Genomic DNA, 17439 nt, shown 5'->3' with positions numbered 1-17439 from the left:
AGCGCGCGTGGAGGAGGAAGAGGTCGCACAGCCTGCACGCACCCGCCGGAGGATCGGCGTGGCGGCGGCATTGGCGGGCGGCGTAGCGCTCGCCGGGCTGCTGGCGGTGTGGGCCGAGCGCAAGCCGATCATCGCGCACTTCGTCGATCGCAAGCTGGCCGAGGCGCATGTCCCGGCTTCTTACAAGCTCACCGCGATCGGGCCGTTCGTGCAGCGTCTCGACGATGTGCGGATTGGCGACCCGGTCGCGCCCGATCTGGTGGCGAAGAGTCTGGTGCTCCAGCTCGGCTATGGATGGAGCGGCCCTTATCTCCATGCGGTGGAGGCGGACGGCGTGCGGCTGAACGCCCGCGTCGTGAACGGTAAGGTCTCGCTAGGCAAGATCGACCGGCTGTTGCCCAGAACATCCGGCAACCAGCCGCTGGCGCTGCCGGACATCAACGTGCGCGTCACCGATACACAGATCGCCCTCGATACGCCCGCCGGTACGCTCGGTGCGGTGGTGGAAGGCGACGGCAACCTGCAGGACGGTTTCCACGGGACGCTGACGGCGCAGGCTCCGCTGCTGGCGACGGGGGGATGCGCGGCGCGCGGCCTGTCGGTGCTGGTCGACGTGAAGATCGCTGCAAAGCAGCCGACGTTGGCGGGACCGGTGACGCTCGCTGCGCTGGCCTGCCCGAAGTTCGGCCTGGCCTTGGGTTCTGGCAAGGCCGTCATCAACGCGCGTTTGGCGACCTCGCTCGATCATGGCGAAGGCGGCTTCTCGCTGGCCGGCTTCGGCGGTCGGGCGGGAAGCGCGCGATTCGATTCGGTTTCGGGCCTGATCACCGCGACCGGCGGCGCGAAGCAACTCGACGGCGCGACCGGGATCACGCTCACCAATCTGGTCGCGCCGGACGGACATGCGGCCAAGACGCTGCTCGGCGGACGCTTCCGCTACCTGCCCGAATCGGCGGGTCTGGTGTTCAACGGCGATGCGGCGCTGCGCAATGCGGCGCTTGGCGACCCACGACGTAGGGCGTTGCTGGCTACCATGACGTCACTCGATGGCTCGCCGGCCGAGCCGCTGGCGCGGAAGTTCGCCATCGCCGCCGACCGTCTGCTCGGCGATGCGAACGTCGCCGCGCGCCTCTCGCTGGTGGCGGGTGGGCCGGACGGGACCACACTCACGATCCGGACGATGGCGCTCGCAGGGCGTGGCGGCGCATTCCTCAGGATGCGCGACGAGGGCGCGGGTTTCGGCTGGTCGGCACGTACCGGCCAGTGGCGGGCTGACGGGCACATCGTCGCGGGCGGCGGCGGGCTGCCCGGGCTCGACATCCGGCTGAAGCAGGCGGTCGCCGGTGCGCCGATGGATGGCGTAGTCAGGCTCGATCCCTATGCGGCGGGATCGGCACGGTTGGCTCTGACGCCAGTGCGCTTCTCGGTGTCCGGCAAGGGCACGCGTTTCGATACGGTGTTGACCTTCGATGGGCCGCTGCCGTCGGGGCAGGTGACGGGGTTGATGTTGCCGATCGCCGGCCATCTCGATTCGCGCGGCGGCTTCGCGATCGGGGAGGGCTGCGTTCCCGTCTCGATCAAGGGTGCGAGAACGGGCGGGATGAGCCTCGATCCTGCCCGCGCGACGCTGTGCGGCATCGGCGGCGCGCCGATCGTGGCGAAGCCGGTGGGCGGGGCGCTGCGCTATGGAGCGGTCGGCACAAACCTGAAGCTCACAGGCCATTCCGGCGAATCGCCGCTGCTGGTCGCCGCCGATCGCACCGAGATTTCCGCCGCCGGCATATCGGCCGCCAACCTGAAGGTGCGGATCGGCAAAGACGATTCGGTCACCCGGCTCGACGTCGCCACGCTCGAGGGGCGTTACAGGGGCGGAGTGTTGACCGGGCCGTTCGACGGCGCCTCGGCGCAGATCGGCCATGTTCCGCTGCTGCTCGACAAGATGGCGGGCCAGTGGGAGTTCGCGGGCGGCGCGCTGGTGCTGAACGGTGGCCTCACCGTCTCCGACGCAATCGCTACCCCGCGTTTCGAGCCATTGGTGGCTCGCGATGCCACGCTGCGCTTCGGGGATGGCAAGATCGACGCCGCCGCCAAGCTGCGCGAACCCAAGAGCGATATCGCGATCAGCGATGTCGATGTGCATCACGATCTGTCGAGCGGCAGCGGCCATGCGACGCTCGATGTGGCCGGGATTACCTTCATTCCGAAGGGGCTGCAGCCCGAAGCTCTCACCCCGTTGACGCTCGGCGTGATCGCCAACGTCAACGGCACGATCATCGGGCAGGGGCGGATCGACTGGGATGCCAGGGGCGTCACCAGCACCGGCGACTTCCACACCGACGGCACCGATTTCGCCGCCGCCTTCGGCCCGGTCAGCAAGGTTTCGGGCGGTCTCCATTTCTCCGATCTGCTGGCGATGGCCACGCCGCCGCATCAGGAAGTGCATATCCAGGAGGTTAATCCCGGCATCGCCGTCTCCAACGGCGTGGCCCACGTCCAGTTGCTGCCGGGGCAGAAGGTGCAGGTCGAGGACGCCCACTGGCCCTTCGCCGGCGGTACGCTCGATCTCGAGCCGAGCCTGCTCAGCTTCGATCAGGCGGCGCAGCGGCACCTCACCTTCCGGATTGAGGCGCTGGACGCCGCGCAGTTCGTCCAGCAGCTCGATTTTCCGAACATCGCGGCGACCGGCACGTTCGACGGCACGCTGCCGATGATCTTCGATCAGAGCGGCGGGCGGATCGAGGGCGGCTTCCTCAAGGCCCGGTCGGGCGGCGGGGACATCGCCTATGTCGGCGAGCTCACCACCGCCCAGCTCGGGACCATGGGCAAGCTCGCCTTCGATGCGCTCAAGAAGATTCGCTACCAGAGCCTGACGATCACGCTCGACGGCCGGCTCGACGGCGAGATCGTCAGCGGCGTGAAGTTCGACGGCGTGCGCCAGGCGACGGGTGATAAGTCGATGGTCGCGCGGATGATCGCCAACCTGCCATTCCGCTTCAACATCAAGATACGGGCGCCGTTCCGCGGCCTGATGGGCTCGGCCCGCGCCTTCGTCGATCCGTCCGTGCTGCTCAAGGACGGCGTGCCGGTCGCGCCGCCGCCCGATGCGCCGCCTGTTGCCGCCCCGAATCAACCCGCTGCCATTCAGCCTGCCGAAAGCGAGCCCGTGCGATGAACGCTATCAGATTGACGATGAGCTGTTGGAGTGTCAGCCCTTCGGCTATGATGAGGACGGTCCTTCCGGTTTTGCTCGGCGCTGTGATGCTGGGCGGTTGCGTGTCGGTGAAGGCGCCGGACAAGCCGATCGAGATCAACTTGAACATCAACGTCAAGCAGGAGGTCGTGGTCAGCCTGAAACAGGATGCCCAGGATCTCATCACCAACAACCCGGAGCTGTTCCCGAAATGACGCGCAAATCGAAGATTGCCCTGATGATGACCGGCCTCGCGCTGGCCATGGGCAGCGTCGCGCCCGCGCTGGCGCAGATGGACGGCGAGGTGGAGACAGCGATGGCCTCCGGCGCCGTCGGCGAGCAGGCGGACGGCTATCTCGGCTTCGCCAAGGCACCCGACGGCACGCTCAAGGCCAAGGTCGATGCGATCAACATCAAGCGGCGCGAGGCCTTCACAAAGCTCGCCCAGCAGAAGAACGTACCGATCGAGGCGTTCGCCGCGTCGGTCGGCTGTCAGACGCTCGGCGGCCTGAAGCCGGGTCGCGTCTATAGTGTCTCCAAGGGCGTGTGGGCCACCAAGGGCGCCGCGCCGGTGCAGCTTCCCAGCCAGTGCGGCGGCTGACCTTTAGGACGACCTTCCCCAAGTTGACTCGGCCATAACCCCCCCCTAAGGGGGGCGCGCCTAGGGGGCTCGCCCACGGCATGACCCACCGGCAGAGGAGGGTTCGTGGCCGAGGAAGAGCCCCGGCAAGTCCCGGATATCGGGGCTGGGGGAGTTGGATCGTCGCTCGATGAGCGGCTCAAGGCAGCCCGCAGCGCCGAGGTGGCACGGACGAGCCGCGCACCTGCTCCGCCCAAATCGGGCTACAAGCAGGGCAGTCGCGTGCTCGCCGAGTTGATCGGGGCACTTGCAGGCGGGGGTATTGTCGGCTGGTTGCTGGACCGGCTGCTGGGAACCTCGCCCTGGCTCCTGCTCGTGATGCTCGGTCTCGCGATCGTCGTCGCCTTCAGGAACATCATCCGGATTTCGAACGAGCGCCCGGAGTGATTCGGGCGCTTCGAGCATAAGAGGGTTCCAAGTTGGCGGCTGAAAGCGCAGGCGCGATCGATCCGATGAGCCAGTTCTCGGTGAACCCCGTTGTGGGCGCCGACTGGACCCTGTTCGGGCACAATATCGCCTTCACCAATAGCGCCGCCTTCATGCTGGTCATCCTTGGCGTGCTGTGGGTGTTCATGCTGGGCGGCATGAAGCGCCAGCTGGTGCCCGGCCGCTGGCAGGCCGCGGTCGAGACGATGACCGACTTCGTCGCCAACATGATCGAGGCCAATATCGGGCCGAAGGGCAAGAAGTTCACGCCCTACGTGTTCTCGCTGTTCATGTTCATCCTGTGCGCGAACCTGATCGGCCTGTTCCCGCTGGCGGTGATCCCCGGCCTCCATGCCTTCACCGTGACGAGCCACATCACCGTCACCGGCGTGCTGGCGATCATGAGCTTCTCGATCGTGCTGATCGTTGGCTTCTGGAAGCACGGGCTGCACTTCTTCTCGCTGTTCGTGCCGCACGGCACGCCGTTCATCCTGATCCCGCTGATCTTCCTGATCGAGCTGGTTTCCTTCCTCGTCCGCCCTTTCAGCCTCGGTCTGCGACTGTTCGTCGCGATGACCGCCGGTCACATCCTGCTCGACGTGTTCGCGAGCTTCGTGATCCAGGGGCTGAATTCGGGCGGCGCGATCGGCCCCGTGGTGTCGCTGCTGAGCTTCGTGATGATCGTCGGCGTCTCGGCGCTGGAGATCCTGGTCGCCGCGATCCAGGCCTATGTGTTCGCGCTGCTGACCTCGCTCTATCTCAACGACGCGATCAACCTTCACTGAGTTCTCTTCGCAACTTACTCGTTCAACACAAGGAAAAGACAATGGATCTCGCTTCTGCCAAGGTCATCGGCGCCGGTCTCGCGGCGATCGGCGTGGGTCTCGCGGCGCTCGGCGTGGGCAACGTGTTCGGCTCGTTCCTGAGCTCGGCCGTGCGCAACCCGTCGGCCGCCGACAGCCAGCAGGGCCGCCTGTTCATCGGCTTCGCCGCCGCCGAGCTTCTGGGCCTGATCGCGTTCGTCGTCGCGATCCTCATCCTCTTCGTCGTCAAGGGCTGACGCCCTTTCTCGGGGCCGGCACCCGTCGGCCCCGGTTGACGGGCGGAGGAGACACATGCCTCAAATCGATCAGATCTCGACGATCTACGCCTCGCAGCTGCTGTGGCTGCTGCTGGTGTTCGCCATCATCTTCGTGGTGATCGGCAACTGGATGATGCCGAAGATCGAGGGCACCATCCACGCCCGCAACGACAAGATCCAGGGTGATCTCGACGCCGCCGAGAAGGCGCGCGACGAGTCCGCCTCGACGCAGGCCGCCTACACCGCCGAGATGGACACCGCGCATCGCGGCGCCCACGATGCCGTGCAGGCCGCCAAGGATGCCGCCACGCGCGACACCGAGGCGAAGCTGAAGGCAGCGGGCGAGGCGGTGGCCGAGCGCGTCGCCCATGCCGAGGTCGCGCTGGCCGATGCGCGCGGCCGCGCGCTGGCCGAGATCGAGAATGTCGCGGCCGATGCGGTGCGCGACATCGTCGAGCGCCTGTCCGGCGCGAAGGTGGAGGAGGGCGAGGCGCTCTCCGCCGTCCGCGCCTCGCTGGCCGCCTGAGGAACCCAACCATGAGTGAGCCTTCCCCGGGCATGATGGCCCACACCGCGCAGGTCGAGGCCGAGCACGAGATCAACTTCCACGGCATCACCGCGCCGGCCTTCGTCGCGCTGTCGATGGTCGTGGTGCTGCTGATCATCTGGTTCGCCGGCGGCTTCAAGGCGATGGGCAAGGGCCTCGACGGCAAGATCGCCACGATCCGCAAGCAGCTCGACGAGGCCGCCGCTTTGCGTGCCGAGGCCGAGAAGCTGCGTGCCGAGGCGCAGGCCCAGGCCGCCGCCGCGCACAAGGACGCCGAGGCGATCCTGGCGGGCGCCAAGGCCGAGGCCGCCACTCTGGTGGCGCAGGCGAAGGTCGATGCCGACACTTTGATCGATCGCCGCGCCAGGATGGCCGAGGACAAGATCGCCGCCGCCGAGCGCTCGGCGATCGCCGAGGTCCGTGCCAAGGCCGCTGCCGCGGCGGCAGGGGCTGCGGCGAAGCTGATCGCCGAGAAGCACGATGCGAACTCTGACAAGGCGCTGATCGACAGGACCATCGCCAGCCTCAACTGATCCAATTCCTCCCCAAGCTTGCTTGGGGAGGGGGACCGTACGAAGTGCGGTGGAGGGGCCGTCGGCATAAGCCGGCGGTCTTCCTGTTTCTGGCGACCCGCAATTCCTCTCCACCATCGGATTCGTCGGCGGTCCGGGAGAGCTCGGGGAGGATGTCAGGATAGGAACGCCACCAGCGCGTCCGGATGGATCGGCAACTGCGCGAAGCCGGCGACAAGGAACAATATCCCCAGTGTCGCGGCGCCCCACGCGACACACAGCACCCAGAAGCCTTCGACGAGCGCCGCGATCGCCGCCACCGCCAGCGCGATCGACAGGAACCCGTCCGAGAGGTCGAACTGGTCGTCACGGCGGCCCTGCACGTCATAATCGTCCGCCGCCGCCATGGCCTGCGCCTTCAGGCCCGACGCCTCGCCCTTGTAGCGCGCCGCTTCCTGCGCCGCCCTGGCAGAGTCCTCGACCGCGTTCAGTCGCCCGAGCAGCAACGCCGCCGTCATCTGGTCGTGCGCCTTGATCTGGGTGGACTGATATTCGCCCCACAGGTCGATCTTGGCCGCCTGGTCGGCCTGCATGGCCTGGACGATGTTGTCGTCCTTGATCTTGCCCACCGCCATCACCACGCTGAGCGCGACCACCGTGGTCGCGACCATCCGGTTCAGCCGCCGGTCATTGCCCTCGGGCGCGTCGATGCCTTCGCTCATGGGACGCGATCTAGCCTCGCGCGGAGAGGAATCGTCGTGAAATCGCCGTCATCTTGCGGACCCCGAGCGCCGCGATAGGATGTGACCATGGAGCGCCGCACCTTCCTCGCCGGATCGGCCCTGCTGGGCCTGATGAATACCGCCGCCAACGCCGCGCCGGGCCAGCCACTCTACGGGCTGATCGGCAAGATGAAGGCGGTCCCCGGCCAGCGCGATGCGCTGATCGCGGCGATCCTCGAAGGCAGCGCGGCGATGCCCGGCTGCCTCAGCTACGTCGTCGCGAAGGATGCCGACGACGCCGACGCGATCTGGATCACCGAAGTGTGGGACAGCGAGGCCAGCCACGACGCCTCACTGCAACTGCCGGCGGTGCAGGCCTCGATCGCCAAAGCCAAGGATCTGGTCGCCTCGATGGAGACCGGCGTCGTGACGACACCGGTCGGCGGGATCGGCCTGAAGGCCTGACAATTCTCTCGCACGAGCCTACATCGCGACCGTGAACGACCCGACCAGCACCGACCGCTTCAACGAACAGAAGTCCGTCTACACCGTCCGCGGATCGGACCAGCCCGATCTCGAAACCGGGGTGGCAGCGATCCGCAACGTGCTGAAGACGTTGCCGATCCGCCCCGGCGTTTACCGGATGCAGGATGCCAGGGGCGACGTGCTCTACGTCGGCAAGGCACGCGCGCTGCGCAATCGCGTGACCAACTACACACAGGTCGCGCGGTTGCCCAAACGGCTGCAACGGATGGTCTCGCAAACGCGCTCGATGACGATCGTCACCACCAATACCGAGGCCGAGGCGCTGCTGCTCGAGGCGCAGCTGATCAAGCGCTTCCGCCCGCCCTACAACGTGCTGTTGCGCGACGATAAAAGCTTTCCTTTCATCCTCTTGCGCGAGGATCATGCCTTCCCGCGCGTGCAGAAGCATCGCGGCGCGCGGCGCGCCAAGGGGCAATATTACGGGCCGTTCGCCTCCGCCGGATCGGTGACTCGAACGCTTAACGCACTGCAGAAGCTGTTCCTGCTAAGGAGCTGTACCGACAGTTTTTTCAACAATCGCGATCGGCCCTGCCTGCTCTATCAGATCAAGCGCTGCTCAGCGCCGTGCGTCGATCGCATCTCCGCGCCTGATTATGCCGAACTGGTGGAGGACGCGAAGTCCTTCCTCGCCGGTAAATCGAGCCAGGTGCAGAAGAAGCTGGCAGAACAGATGTCCTCAGCCGCCGAGAATATGGATTTCGAACTGGCAGCCGTCTTCCGCGACAGGCTGAAGGCGCTCACCTTCATCCAGGGCGCGCAGGCGATCAACGCCGAGGGCGTGTCCGATGCCGACGTCTGGGCGATCGCCGCCAAGGGCGCGACCGCCTGCATCCAGGCCTTCTTCATCCGCGGCGGACAGAATTGGGGCCATCGCAGCTTCTTTCCCGCACACACGTCCGAAGTGCCCGAGGAGGAAGTGCTGCAAAGCTTCCTCGCCCAGTTCTACGAGGAGGTGCCGCCAGCCCGCGTCGTGCTGATCGATCGCGATCTGGAGGAGCAGGCCTTGCTTGCCGATGCACTGTCGGAGCGGGCGGGGCGCCGGATCGATCTGCGCCGTCCGCAGCGCGGCGAGCAGCGCCGTCTGCTGGAGCAGGCCACCCGCAACGCCGAGGAGGCGCTGGATCGTCACCTCGCCGAATCGACCACGCAGGGGAAGATCCTGCGCGAGCTCACCGAGCTGTTCGAGCTGGGCGAGGTGCCGAACCGCATCGAGATCTACGACAACAGCCACATCATGGGCACCGACATGATCGGCGCGATGGTGGTCGCAGGGCCGGAGGGGATGCGCAAGGGCGCCTACCGCAAGTTCAACATCCGCAACCCGGAGACGAAGCCCGGCGACGATTTCGCGATGATGCGCGAAGTGCTGGAACGCCGCTTCGCCCGGCTGGAGCGCGAGGACCCGGATCGCAAGTCGGGCGAATGGCCCGATCTGCTGCTGATCGACGGCGGCAAGGGGCAGGTTTCGGCCGTGTGCGAGACGCTGCAGGAAATGGGCGTGGAGGACGTGCCGATCGTCGGCATCTCCAAGGGACCGGACCGCAATGCCGGGCGCGAGCATTTTCACCTGCCGGACGGCCGCGAATCGATGCTGCCGTTGAACTCGCCGCTGCTCTTCTACCTCCAGCGGCTGCGCGACGAGGCGCACCGCTTCGCGATCGGCACCCACCGGGCGAAGCGCGCCAAGAGCTTCGTCGCCAATCCGCTCGACGACGTCCCCGGCATCGGCCCTTCGCGCAAGAAGGCGCTGCTGATGCATTTCGGATCGGCCAAGGCGGTGAAGGGCGCGGCGCTGCCGGATCTGGAGCGCGCGCCGGGCATTTCGAAGGCGATGGCGCAGGCGATCCACGATCATTTCCACCCGCGCGGCTGATCGCCTCCGTATCGAGACGAAAGGGCTGATCTCTTTACGAAAAAGTCGGTTCTTGCCGCTAGGCCGGGAGCATGACGGGGGTCTTGCTCAGCATCGATACGGAGTTCACCTGGCGGGCGCACGAAGGCGGCGCCGGCTGGCTGGAAAATTACCAGCGCTCGATCGAGCCGGGCGGGGCTGGGATCACGTACCAGCTCGCGACACTGGGCAGGCACGGGCTGAAGGCCTGCTTCTTCGTCGATCCCCTTCCGGCACTGCTGTTCGGCATCGAGCCGATCGAGCGGATCGTGGGAACGATCCTCGATGCCGGGCAGGAGGTGCAGCTGCACCTTCACCCGATGTGGACGCAGGCCGATCGCCGCGTGAAGCGCACCGATCCGGTGCGCTTCGAGTTGACCCAGTTTTCGGAGGACGAGCAGCTAGCCCTGATCCTGCAGGCGCGCGAGTTGCTGAGGCAGGCGGGGGCGCCCGATCCGGTTGCCTTTCGGGCCGGCAGCTTCGCTGCAAATGTAGAGACACTCCGCGCGATCCAGCGCGCCGGCTTCCGCATCGACAGCAGCCACAATGGCAGCCTGATGCCCTGGCCCTGCGATACCGGTCTGCCTGAGACGGCGATGTCACCCCTGCCGGCGGGCAAGCTGATCGAATTGCCGGTCGGGTTGATCGACGAAGGGGCCGGCAAGCTGCGCCACCTTCAGGTTGGAGCGGTGTCGCTGACGGAGATGCGGGCGGCGTTGCTCCATGCCGAATTGCAGGGATCGCCGCTGGTCACTTTGGTCGGCCACAGTTTCGAGCTCGCGACCCGCGACGGCGAGCGCGCCAACGATATCGTCCGCCATCGCTTCGACAGCCTTTGCGCGTGGCTGGGTGGCGCCGCCGATCGCTTCCCGACCTGCTTCATCACGGACCTGTTGGATGTCGCGCTCGATGTTCCGGCGACACCCTGTCCCGTGTCGCAGGCGGCCCGGCTCGGACGAATGGCCATGCAGGGCCTCTCCAACCTCCGCTACGAGCGGCGCTTCTAGCCCTCGACAAGGGCTTGGCCCGACGCCACATCGAGGCGATGCTGATCCGCGCCACCGCCATCGTATGCGCCGTTCGCGCCCATGGTGAGCATGGCGCGATCGCGCGGCTGTTGACGCCGGAGGACGGTTTGCAGCCGGGCTATGTGCGGGGTGGTCATTCGCGGGCGATGCGACCGGTGCTGCTGCCAGGCAACCTCGTCTCGGCCGAGTTTCGCGCGCGATCGGAGGAGCAGCTGGCCGGGCTGACGGTGGAACTGGTTCACAGCCGGGCCGGCTTGTTCGCCGAGCCGCTGCCCGCCGCCGCGATCGAGTGGGTGACGGCGCTGACCGCCGTCACGTTGCCGGAGGGGCAGCCTTATCCGCGATTATATGCGGCGCTCGATGGCGTTCTCGGCGCGGTCGAGGCGGCACCGTCAGCGCGAGGCTGGGCGGGAGCGCTTCTTAGGTACGAACTGCTGCTGTTGTCCGAACTCGGCTTCGGTCTCGACCTGACGTCCTGCGCGGCGAGTGGGGCTACCGAGGATCTCGCCTGGGTCAGTCCGAAGAGCGGCCAGGCGGTCTCGCGCGCGGCGGGAGCGCCCTATGCGGACAAGCTGCTCCCCTTGCCGCGTTTTCTGATCGACGGTGGGGAGGCGGACTGGCCCCATATCCGTGAGGCGCTGCGCCTGACCGGCTTCTTCCTCAATCGCGATCTGCTCGCCGGGCCTCGGGGTTCCGTGCTCGATGCACGGGAACGGCTGACGGCGCGCATCCGGCGGCTTGCCGAGGGGTAAGCCTGCTGGCATGGGCGCGGCAATTCCATTCCCACGGAGGATTGCCCATGCTTGTCGCGCTGCTGCCCGGAGACGGGATCGGACCCGAGGTGATCGTGCAGGCCAAGCGTGTGCTCGATGCGGTGTGCGGCGATGCGCTGCGCTACGAGGAGGCGCCGGTCGGCGGCGCGGCGCACAAGGCGGAAGGGCATCCGCTGCCGCCCGCCACGCTCGATCTGGCGAGGCGCGCCGATGCGATCCTGTTCGGCGCGGTCGGCGATCCGGATTGCGACGGGCTGGAGCGCCATCTGCGTCCAGAACAGGCGATCCTCGGCCTGCGCAAGGAACTGACGCTCTTCGCCAATCTGCGGCCTGCCACGCTCTTCCCGGAGTTGGCCGACGCGTCCGCGCTGCGGCCGGAGGTGGCGAAGGCGATCGACATGGTGATCGTCCGCGAGCTCAACGGCGACGTCTATTTCGGCGAGAAGGGGATGCGCACGAGCGCCTCGGGCCGCCGCCAGGGCTATGACGTGATGAGCTACGACGAGGACGAGGTGGCCCGCATCGCCCATGTCGGCTTCCAGACGGCTCGTGCGAGACGCGGCAAGCTTTGCTCGGTGGACAAGGCCAATGTGCTGGAAACCTCGCAGCTGTGGCGCGACGTGGTGATCGAGGTGGCGGCCGATTATCCCGACATCGAGCTCAGCCACATGTATGTCGACAACGCCGCGATGCAGCTGGTGCGCAACCCCGGCCAGTTCGACGTGATCGTCACCGGCAACCTGTTCGGAGATATCCTCTCCGATCAGGCGAGCATGTGCGCGGGATCGATCGGGATGCTGCCCTCGGCCTCGCTCGATGCCGACCAGAAGGGATTGTACGAGCCGATCCATGGCTCGGCGCCGGATATTGCGGGGCAGGGCAAGGCCAATCCGCTGGCGACGATCCTCTCGGCCGCGATGATGCTGCGCTATTCACTGGGCAAGGCGGCCGAGGCGGATCGCATCGAGGCAGCCGTGGCGAAAGCACTCGCCGCCGGACATCGCACCGCCGATCTGGGAGGGAGCGTGACGACCGAGCAGATGGGCGACGCAGTGCTGGCGGCGCTGTAACCACATCCTCCCCGAGCGAGCTCGGGGAGGACCCGAGCCTTATTCGCTCGCGTGGAGCTCGCGCTCGATCGCGCTGACGATGCGGTCGTCATCGGGCGCCATGTCGGGAGAGAAGCGCGCTACCACGTCGCCGTCTCGGCCGATCAGGAATTTCTCGAAGTTCCACAGCACTTCGGGCTCCGGGTTCGGCGTCATCCCGTAACCTTCGAGGCGTTCGCGAAAGGTCGTGGTGCCTTCCGCTTCCGGCTCGGCCGCGATCAGCGCGGCGTAGAGCGGGTGCTTGTCCTCGCCCGCGACGGAAATCTTCGAGAACATCGGGAAATCGACCGAGAAGCTGGTCGTGCAGAAGCTGGCGATCTCGTCGTCGCTGCCCGGCTCCTGCCCCGCGAAATTATTGGCCGGGAAGCCCAGCACCGCGAAGCCGTCGTCCCTGTATTTGGTGTAGAGCGATTCCAGCCCCTCATATTGCGGCGTCAGACCGCATTTGGAGGCGGTGTTCACGACCAGCAGCACCTTGCCGGCATAGGCGCCGAGACTGCTGTCCCGTCCGTCGATGGTCTTGAGCGGGATCGTCTGGAGATCGGTCATCGGGTGGCACTCCTCCCTTGGGGTCCGCGAACGATATAGGCGCATTGACGCGGGTACCAAGGGCGCGGCAAAGCAGCCCGCGATGAAAAGGAAGACCGGACAGGATCGCGACGTCACCACGAAGTGGCGGCCGGCGACGCAGGCGGTGCGCGGCGGCACCGCGCGCTCCGAATGGGGGGAGACGTCCGAGGCGCTCTTCCTCACCTCGGGCTATGCCTATGATTGTGCGGGGGACGCGGCGGCGCGCTTCGCCGGCGAGCAGCAGGGCATGACCTATTCGCGCCTCCAGAACCCCACCGTGGAGATGCTGGAAAAGCGCATCGCCCTGCTGGAGGGCGCAGAGGCCGCTCGCTGCATGGCGACGGGCATGGCGGCGATGACGGCAGCCCTGCTGTGCCAGCTTTCGGCGGGCGACCACCTGATCGGCGCAAAGGCGGCGTTCGGATCGTGCCGCTGGCTGACCGACACGCTGCTGCCGCGCTTCGGCATCCAGACGACGATCGTCGATGGGCGTGACACGCACGCCTGGGAAGCGGCGGTGCGGCCCAACACGAAGGTCTTCTTCTTCGAGACGCCGGCCAACCCGACGCTCGACATCTGCGACATCGCCGCGATTTGCGACATCGCGAAGAAGCACGGCATCACCACGGTGGTGGACAATGCCTTCGCCTCGCCGGTGCTGCAGCGGCCGATGGAGTTCGGCGCGGACATCGTCGCTTACTCGGCCACCAAGATGATGGACGGGCAGGGCCGCGTGCTCGCCGGCGCGGTGGTGGGGAATGAGGAGTTCATCGAGACCACGCTGCTCGCCTTTACCCGCAATACCGGGCCGACGCTGTCGCCGTTCAACGCCTGGGTGGTGCTGAAGGGGCTGGAGACGCTCGACCTGCGCGTCCGCCGCCAGAGCGAGAATGCGCTAAAGGTGGCGGGATTCCTGGAGAAGCGTGTGCCCAAGGCGCTCAATCCAGGTCTGGCCTCGCATCCCCAGCACGATCTGGCGATGCGCCAGATGGCGGCGGGCGGCAACATCGTCGCGATCTTCCTCGACGGCGGGCGCAAGCAGGCGCACGGCCTGCTCGATGCCATGGAGCTGGTCGATATCTCTAACAATCTCGGCGATTCGCGCAGCCTGATGACGCATCCGGCCTCGACCACCCACGCGAGCCTTTCGGACGAAGTGAAAGCGGACATGGGGATCACCGAGGGCATGTTGCGCCTCTCGGTAGGCCTGGAAGACCCGGACGACGTGATCGAGGATTTCGACCATGCGCTGAAGGTTGTCGGCCTGTGAAGGCGCTCTTTCCCTACGAGGCGACGACGCGGGACGTCACGGTGCGCGTCTCGGTCAGCTACCTGCCCGAACAGTCCGAACCCGCGCACGGCCGCTGGTTCTGGGCCTATCATATCCGCATCGAGAATGACGGCGACGAGGCTGTTCAGCTCCTTACCCGCCACTGGATGATCGCCGACGGGCGTGGGCTGGTCGAGGAGGTGCGCGGCGATGGCGTAGTCGGCGACCAGCCGATGATCGATCCGGGCGAGAGCTACGACTACGTTTCGGGCTGCCCGCTCAAGACGCCGACAGGCTCGATGAAAGGCAGCTACGGCATGGTCGACATGGACGGGATGCCGTTCGATGTCGTGATCCCGCTGTTCCCGCTCCATTCGCCGGCCACTGCCCGGTGAAGCGTACCCACCTCCCCCTTAACGGCCTGCGCGTGCTGGATGCCGCCGCGCGCCACCTGAGCTTCACCCGAGCCGCCGACGAGCTGGCGGTGACGCCGGCCGCCGTCGGCCAGCAGATCCGTGCGCTGGAGGATACGCTGGGTGTCGTCCTGTTCCGCCGCACCACGCGAGGGCTGGAGCTGACACAGGAAGGCGAGGCGGGGCTGGAGGCGCTTCGCGCCGGTTTCCTGCAATTCGAGGAGGCGGTGCGCGCCATGCAGGCGGGCCAGTCCTCCAAGACGCTGACCATCGCCGCCCCGCGCGACTTCGCCGCCAAGTGGCTGGCGCCGAGGCTGGCGGACTATGCCAAGACCGATCCCGAGCTGCGCTTCGTGCTGCTCTCGTCGGACGACGGGCTGGATTTCACCCAGGCCAATCTCGATCTCGCCGTTTGCCTGTCCAAGGAGAAAGGCGAGCATGAGGGCGTGTCGCTGGGAAGCGCTGGCTATGTAGCCGTCGGAGCCGAGGACGGTGCTGAGACGGCTATCTCTTGGCCCGGTTGTCCGGACGACGAGGCCAAAGGCGCCAGCCTGACGGTAGAGGATGCCGGCATGGCGCTCGATTCCGCTGCCGCGGGCTTCGGTCGTGCGACGGTGCCGGCGCTGCTCGCAGCTGGCGACATCGCCTCCGGCCGGGTGACGCGCTTCGGCGAGACGCTGTCCGAGCATAGTTACTGGCTGATCGCGCCGCTGCCGCAATGGCGTCAGAAGAAGGTACGTTCGCTGGTCGCGGCGTTGACCGCTTAATCCCGCAATTCAATGGGTCGAGAAGCTAGCTCCCAAGCACCTTCTCGATCGCCGCCTGCGCGACCGGATGATAACCCGGCTTCGCCTTGGCGTAGATGCGGCGCGCGATCGGCATGCCCCATTCGCTCTGATCCTTGAGCGCCTTGTAGACCGGCACGATCAGCAGCATCCGCCCGACGTGCGTCAGGTGATCCTCGATCGCGGGAATGGCCGGTTCGAAATGGTTGGCGATGGCGATCTGCAGCCAGGCGCAACGGATATAGGCGTTGGGCGAAGCCGATAGCCCGAACGTCTTGTCCATCTCGACCAGCCGCTCGGGCGCCTGGCTGCGCGGCAGGCCGTTCAGGAAGCGCAGCCATTCCTGGGTCGACCACCCGGTCGTGTCGATCGAGCTTGCCGCCGCGCCCAGATCGAAGCGTTTGCGATCCTCATCGATCTTGGCGAGCGTCGATGAGGTGACGTGCACCGCATTGTCTGGCAGGCCCGGTTGATAGGCCCATTTGTCGAGCTGCAGCTTGGCTTCGAGAGCGGCATCCCCCTTGATCAGGTTTTTGCGCAGATCGGCGAGGAAGCCGGCCGTGGTTTGCGGCTGGAAGGCGTGGCGATCGAAATAGGAGGCAAGATAGGCATCCCAGCGCGGGCGGCCGACCGTAGCCTCGATCGTGCGCAGGAAGGTCGAGCCCTTGTTGTAGTCCATCTCGCCATAGGCGCCCTCCGGGTCGCCGTGCAGGCGCGTGCCGGCCGGATCGGAGGCCTTGAGGTCGCGCTGCAGATCGTCCCAGCTGAGGTCCGCCAGCGTCGCGGCGCGTTCCCTGCCATAGACCGCCTCGTCGATACGGTTCTCGAAATAGACGGTGAAGCCCTCGTTGAGCCAGCTGTCCGACCATGTCGCGTTGGTGACGAGGTTGCCCGACCAGCTGTGCGCCAGTTCGTGCGCGATCACGTCGACGTTGGACTTGTCGCCGGTGATGATCGTCGGCGTGGCGAAGGTGAGGGTGGGGTTCTCCATGCCGCCGAACGGGAAGGAGGGCGGCAGGACGAGAATGTCGTAGCGGCCCCAGCGATAGGGGCCGTAGAGTTGCTCGGCCGCCGTCACCATCTTCTCGGTGTCGGAGAGCTCTTTGGCGGCCTTATCCAGCATCGCCGGCTCGGTGTAGACGCCGGTGCGCGGGCCGAGCGAGCGGAAGGCGAGATCGCCCACCGCAAGCGCGATCAGGTAGGGCGGGACATTGTGGTCCATGCGGAAGCGGTAACTGTGCTGGCCGTCCGCGGCCGGCTCGCCGTCGGGCGTCAGTCGCTCCGCGCTCATCACGGCGGTGAGACCCGCCGGCACGGTGATCTTCGCCGACCAGCTCTGGCGGATGCCGGGGCTGTCCTGCGTGGGGATCCAGCTGCGGTTGTTGATCGATTCGCCCTGGCTGAACAAATAGGGCCTGGTCTTGCCGGCGGTGAGTTCGGGCGGCAGCCATTGGAGCGCGCTCGCATCGGGGCTGGACGTGTAGTGGATCACGATCCGCCGCGCGTCGCCGATCTGCACGGTAAGCGGCGCACCCTTGTAGTCGTCCGCCGGGCCGACCGCATATTGCAGTGCGTTGCCGGCATCGTCGGTGATGCTGGCGATATCCAGCTTCTTGTCGTCGAGGACGATCTGCTTCGCGTTCTTCTGCGCGTCGATGTCCAACGTCGCGGTGCCGGTCATCACATGCTTCGTGAAATCGGCGGTGAGATCGAGATCGACATGGGTCACGCGCGCGACCTTGGGGTCGGCGTAGGTCAGCACGTCCTTCGCTTCGGGCGTCGTCAGGATCGGCGAGGGCGGATCGGCGGCGAACACCGGGACTGCAGCCAGCGACAGGACGGAAAAGCTCAGGAGCGCACGCATGGCACAAACCTTCATGACGGAATGTGCCGTGGCTAGGCCAGCGGGACGGGCCGGGCAAGAGGCGCGGCGAGC

19 protein-coding genes are annotated in these 17439 nt (G+C 66.7%); 16 read left to right on the top strand and 3 right to left on the bottom strand.

Translation table 11 applies throughout. The annotated features are described in order from the left end of the window. Nucleotides 1–7: 7 nt before the first annotated feature. The 8 genes from HZF05_RS22345 to HZF05_RS18195 all read left to right on the top strand — a co-directional run bounded on the left by HZF05_RS22345 (nt 8) and on the right by HZF05_RS18195 (nt 6417). Complete coding sequence (locus tag HZF05_RS22345) at nt 8–3172, top strand: intermembrane phospholipid transport protein YdbH family protein (RefSeq protein WP_160363922.1); 3165 nt, start codon at nt 8–10, stop codon at nt 3170–3172. 47 nt (nt 3173–3219) lie between these two features. Then, nucleotides 3220–3405, top strand: a complete 186-nt coding sequence (locus tag HZF05_RS18225; protein ID WP_160364514.1) for a YnbE family lipoprotein — start codon at nt 3220–3222, stop codon at nt 3403–3405. After that, nucleotides 3402–3791 (top strand): YdbL family probable chaperone protein, encoded by a 390-nt coding sequence (locus tag HZF05_RS18220; protein ID WP_160363921.1) that lies wholly within the window; start codon nt 3402–3404, stop codon nt 3789–3791. The genes HZF05_RS18225 and HZF05_RS18220 overlap by 4 nt, the downstream gene beginning before the upstream one ends. Before the next feature lie 105 nt (nt 3792–3896). Next, entirely contained in the window at nt 3897–4217 is a 321-nt protein-coding gene (locus tag HZF05_RS22025; RefSeq protein ID WP_160363920.1) for an AtpZ/AtpI family protein, read from the top strand. Between the two features lie 32 nt (nt 4218–4249). Beyond that, complete coding sequence (locus HZF05_RS18210) at nt 4250–5041, top strand: F0F1 ATP synthase subunit A (RefSeq protein WP_181638912.1); 792 nt, start codon at nt 4250–4252, stop codon at nt 5039–5041. A 41-nt stretch (nt 5042–5082) separates the two neighbouring features. Beyond that, nucleotides 5083–5316: a F0F1 ATP synthase subunit C gene (locus HZF05_RS18205; protein WP_160363919.1), complete on the top strand. Its 234-nt coding sequence runs from the start codon at nt 5083–5085 to the stop codon at nt 5314–5316. A gap of 55 nt (nt 5317–5371) precedes the next feature. Then, entirely contained in the window at nt 5372–5863 is a 492-nt protein-coding gene (locus tag HZF05_RS18200) for a F0F1 ATP synthase subunit B family protein (protein WP_160363918.1), read from the top strand. A gap of 11 nt (nt 5864–5874) precedes the next feature. Then, nucleotides 5875–6417, top strand: a complete 543-nt coding sequence (locus HZF05_RS18195; protein ID WP_160363917.1) for a F0F1 ATP synthase subunit B family protein — start codon at nt 5875–5877, stop codon at nt 6415–6417. A 155-nt stretch (nt 6418–6572) separates the two neighbouring features. On the opposite strand, the gene HZF05_RS18190 is transcribed toward HZF05_RS18195, so the two are convergent. Continuing rightward, nucleotides 6573–7118 carry a DUF4337 family protein gene (locus HZF05_RS18190; protein WP_160363916.1) on the bottom strand — a complete coding sequence of 182 codons (546 nt, stop codon included), beginning with the start codon at nt 7116–7118 and terminating at the stop codon, nt 6573–6575. A gap of 87 nt (nt 7119–7205) precedes the next feature. Between HZF05_RS18190 and HZF05_RS18185 the strand changes: the two genes are divergently transcribed. The 5 genes from HZF05_RS18185 (at nt 7206) to leuB (ending at nt 12426) form a co-directional block, all read left to right on the top strand. Continuing rightward, nucleotides 7206–7583: a putative quinol monooxygenase gene (locus HZF05_RS18185; protein ID WP_160363915.1), complete on the top strand. Its 378-nt coding sequence runs from the start codon at nt 7206–7208 to the stop codon at nt 7581–7583. Between the two features lie 31 nt (nt 7584–7614). After that, nucleotides 7615–9537, top strand: a complete 1923-nt coding sequence (gene uvrC, locus HZF05_RS18180; RefSeq protein ID WP_160363914.1) for an excinuclease ABC subunit UvrC — start codon at nt 7615–7617, stop codon at nt 9535–9537. 71 nt (nt 9538–9608) lie between these two features. Next, nucleotides 9609–10562: a polysaccharide deacetylase family protein gene (locus HZF05_RS18175; protein WP_160363913.1), complete on the top strand. Its 954-nt coding sequence runs from the start codon at nt 9609–9611 to the stop codon at nt 10560–10562. Nucleotides 10563–10600: 38 nt separating this feature from the next. Then, nucleotides 10601–11335: a DNA repair protein RecO gene (recO, locus tag HZF05_RS18170; protein ID WP_160364512.1), complete on the top strand. Its 735-nt coding sequence runs from the start codon at nt 10601–10603 to the stop codon at nt 11333–11335. Between the two features lie 47 nt (nt 11336–11382). After that, nucleotides 11383–12426, top strand: a complete 1044-nt coding sequence (leuB, locus tag HZF05_RS18165) for a 3-isopropylmalate dehydrogenase (RefSeq protein WP_160363912.1) — start codon at nt 11383–11385, stop codon at nt 12424–12426. 39 nt (nt 12427–12465) lie between these two features. On the opposite strand, the gene HZF05_RS18160 is transcribed toward leuB, so the two are convergent. After that, complete coding sequence (locus HZF05_RS18160; protein ID WP_160363911.1) at nt 12466–13014, bottom strand: glutathione peroxidase; 549 nt, start codon at nt 13012–13014, stop codon at nt 12466–12468. 82 nt (nt 13015–13096) lie between these two features. Between HZF05_RS18160 and metZ the strand changes: the two genes are divergently transcribed. Genes metZ through HZF05_RS18145 form a run of 3 tightly spaced genes read left to right on the top strand, consistent with a single transcriptional unit; the run spans nt 13097 to nt 15485 of the window. Next, entirely contained in the window at nt 13097–14305 is a 1209-nt protein-coding gene (gene metZ / locus HZF05_RS18155; RefSeq protein WP_160363910.1) for an O-succinylhomoserine sulfhydrylase, read from the top strand. Beyond that, nucleotides 14302–14700 (top strand): Co2+/Mg2+ efflux protein ApaG, encoded by a 399-nt coding sequence (gene apaG, locus HZF05_RS18150; RefSeq protein ID WP_160363909.1) that lies wholly within the window; start codon nt 14302–14304, stop codon nt 14698–14700. Before metZ ends, apaG begins: the two co-directional genes overlap by 4 nt. Then, nucleotides 14697–15485: a LysR family transcriptional regulator gene (locus HZF05_RS18145; protein ID WP_160363908.1), complete on the top strand. Its 789-nt coding sequence runs from the start codon at nt 14697–14699 to the stop codon at nt 15483–15485. The genes apaG and HZF05_RS18145 overlap by 4 nt, the downstream gene beginning before the upstream one ends. Before the next feature lie 25 nt (nt 15486–15510). On the opposite strand, the gene HZF05_RS18140 is transcribed toward HZF05_RS18145, so the two are convergent. Further along, entirely contained in the window at nt 15511–17367 is a 1857-nt protein-coding gene (locus HZF05_RS18140; protein WP_160363907.1) for a M1 family metallopeptidase, read from the bottom strand. Between the last annotated feature and the right edge of the window lie 72 nt (nt 17368–17439).

This window comes from Sphingomonas chungangi (assembly GCF_013778325.1).
Classification (GTDB): Bacteria; Pseudomonadota; Alphaproteobacteria; order Sphingomonadales; family Sphingomonadaceae; genus Solisphingomonas; species Solisphingomonas chungangi.
Note: the sequence above shows the minus strand (reverse complement) of the source record. Positions and strands in the feature narration are given on the sequence as shown.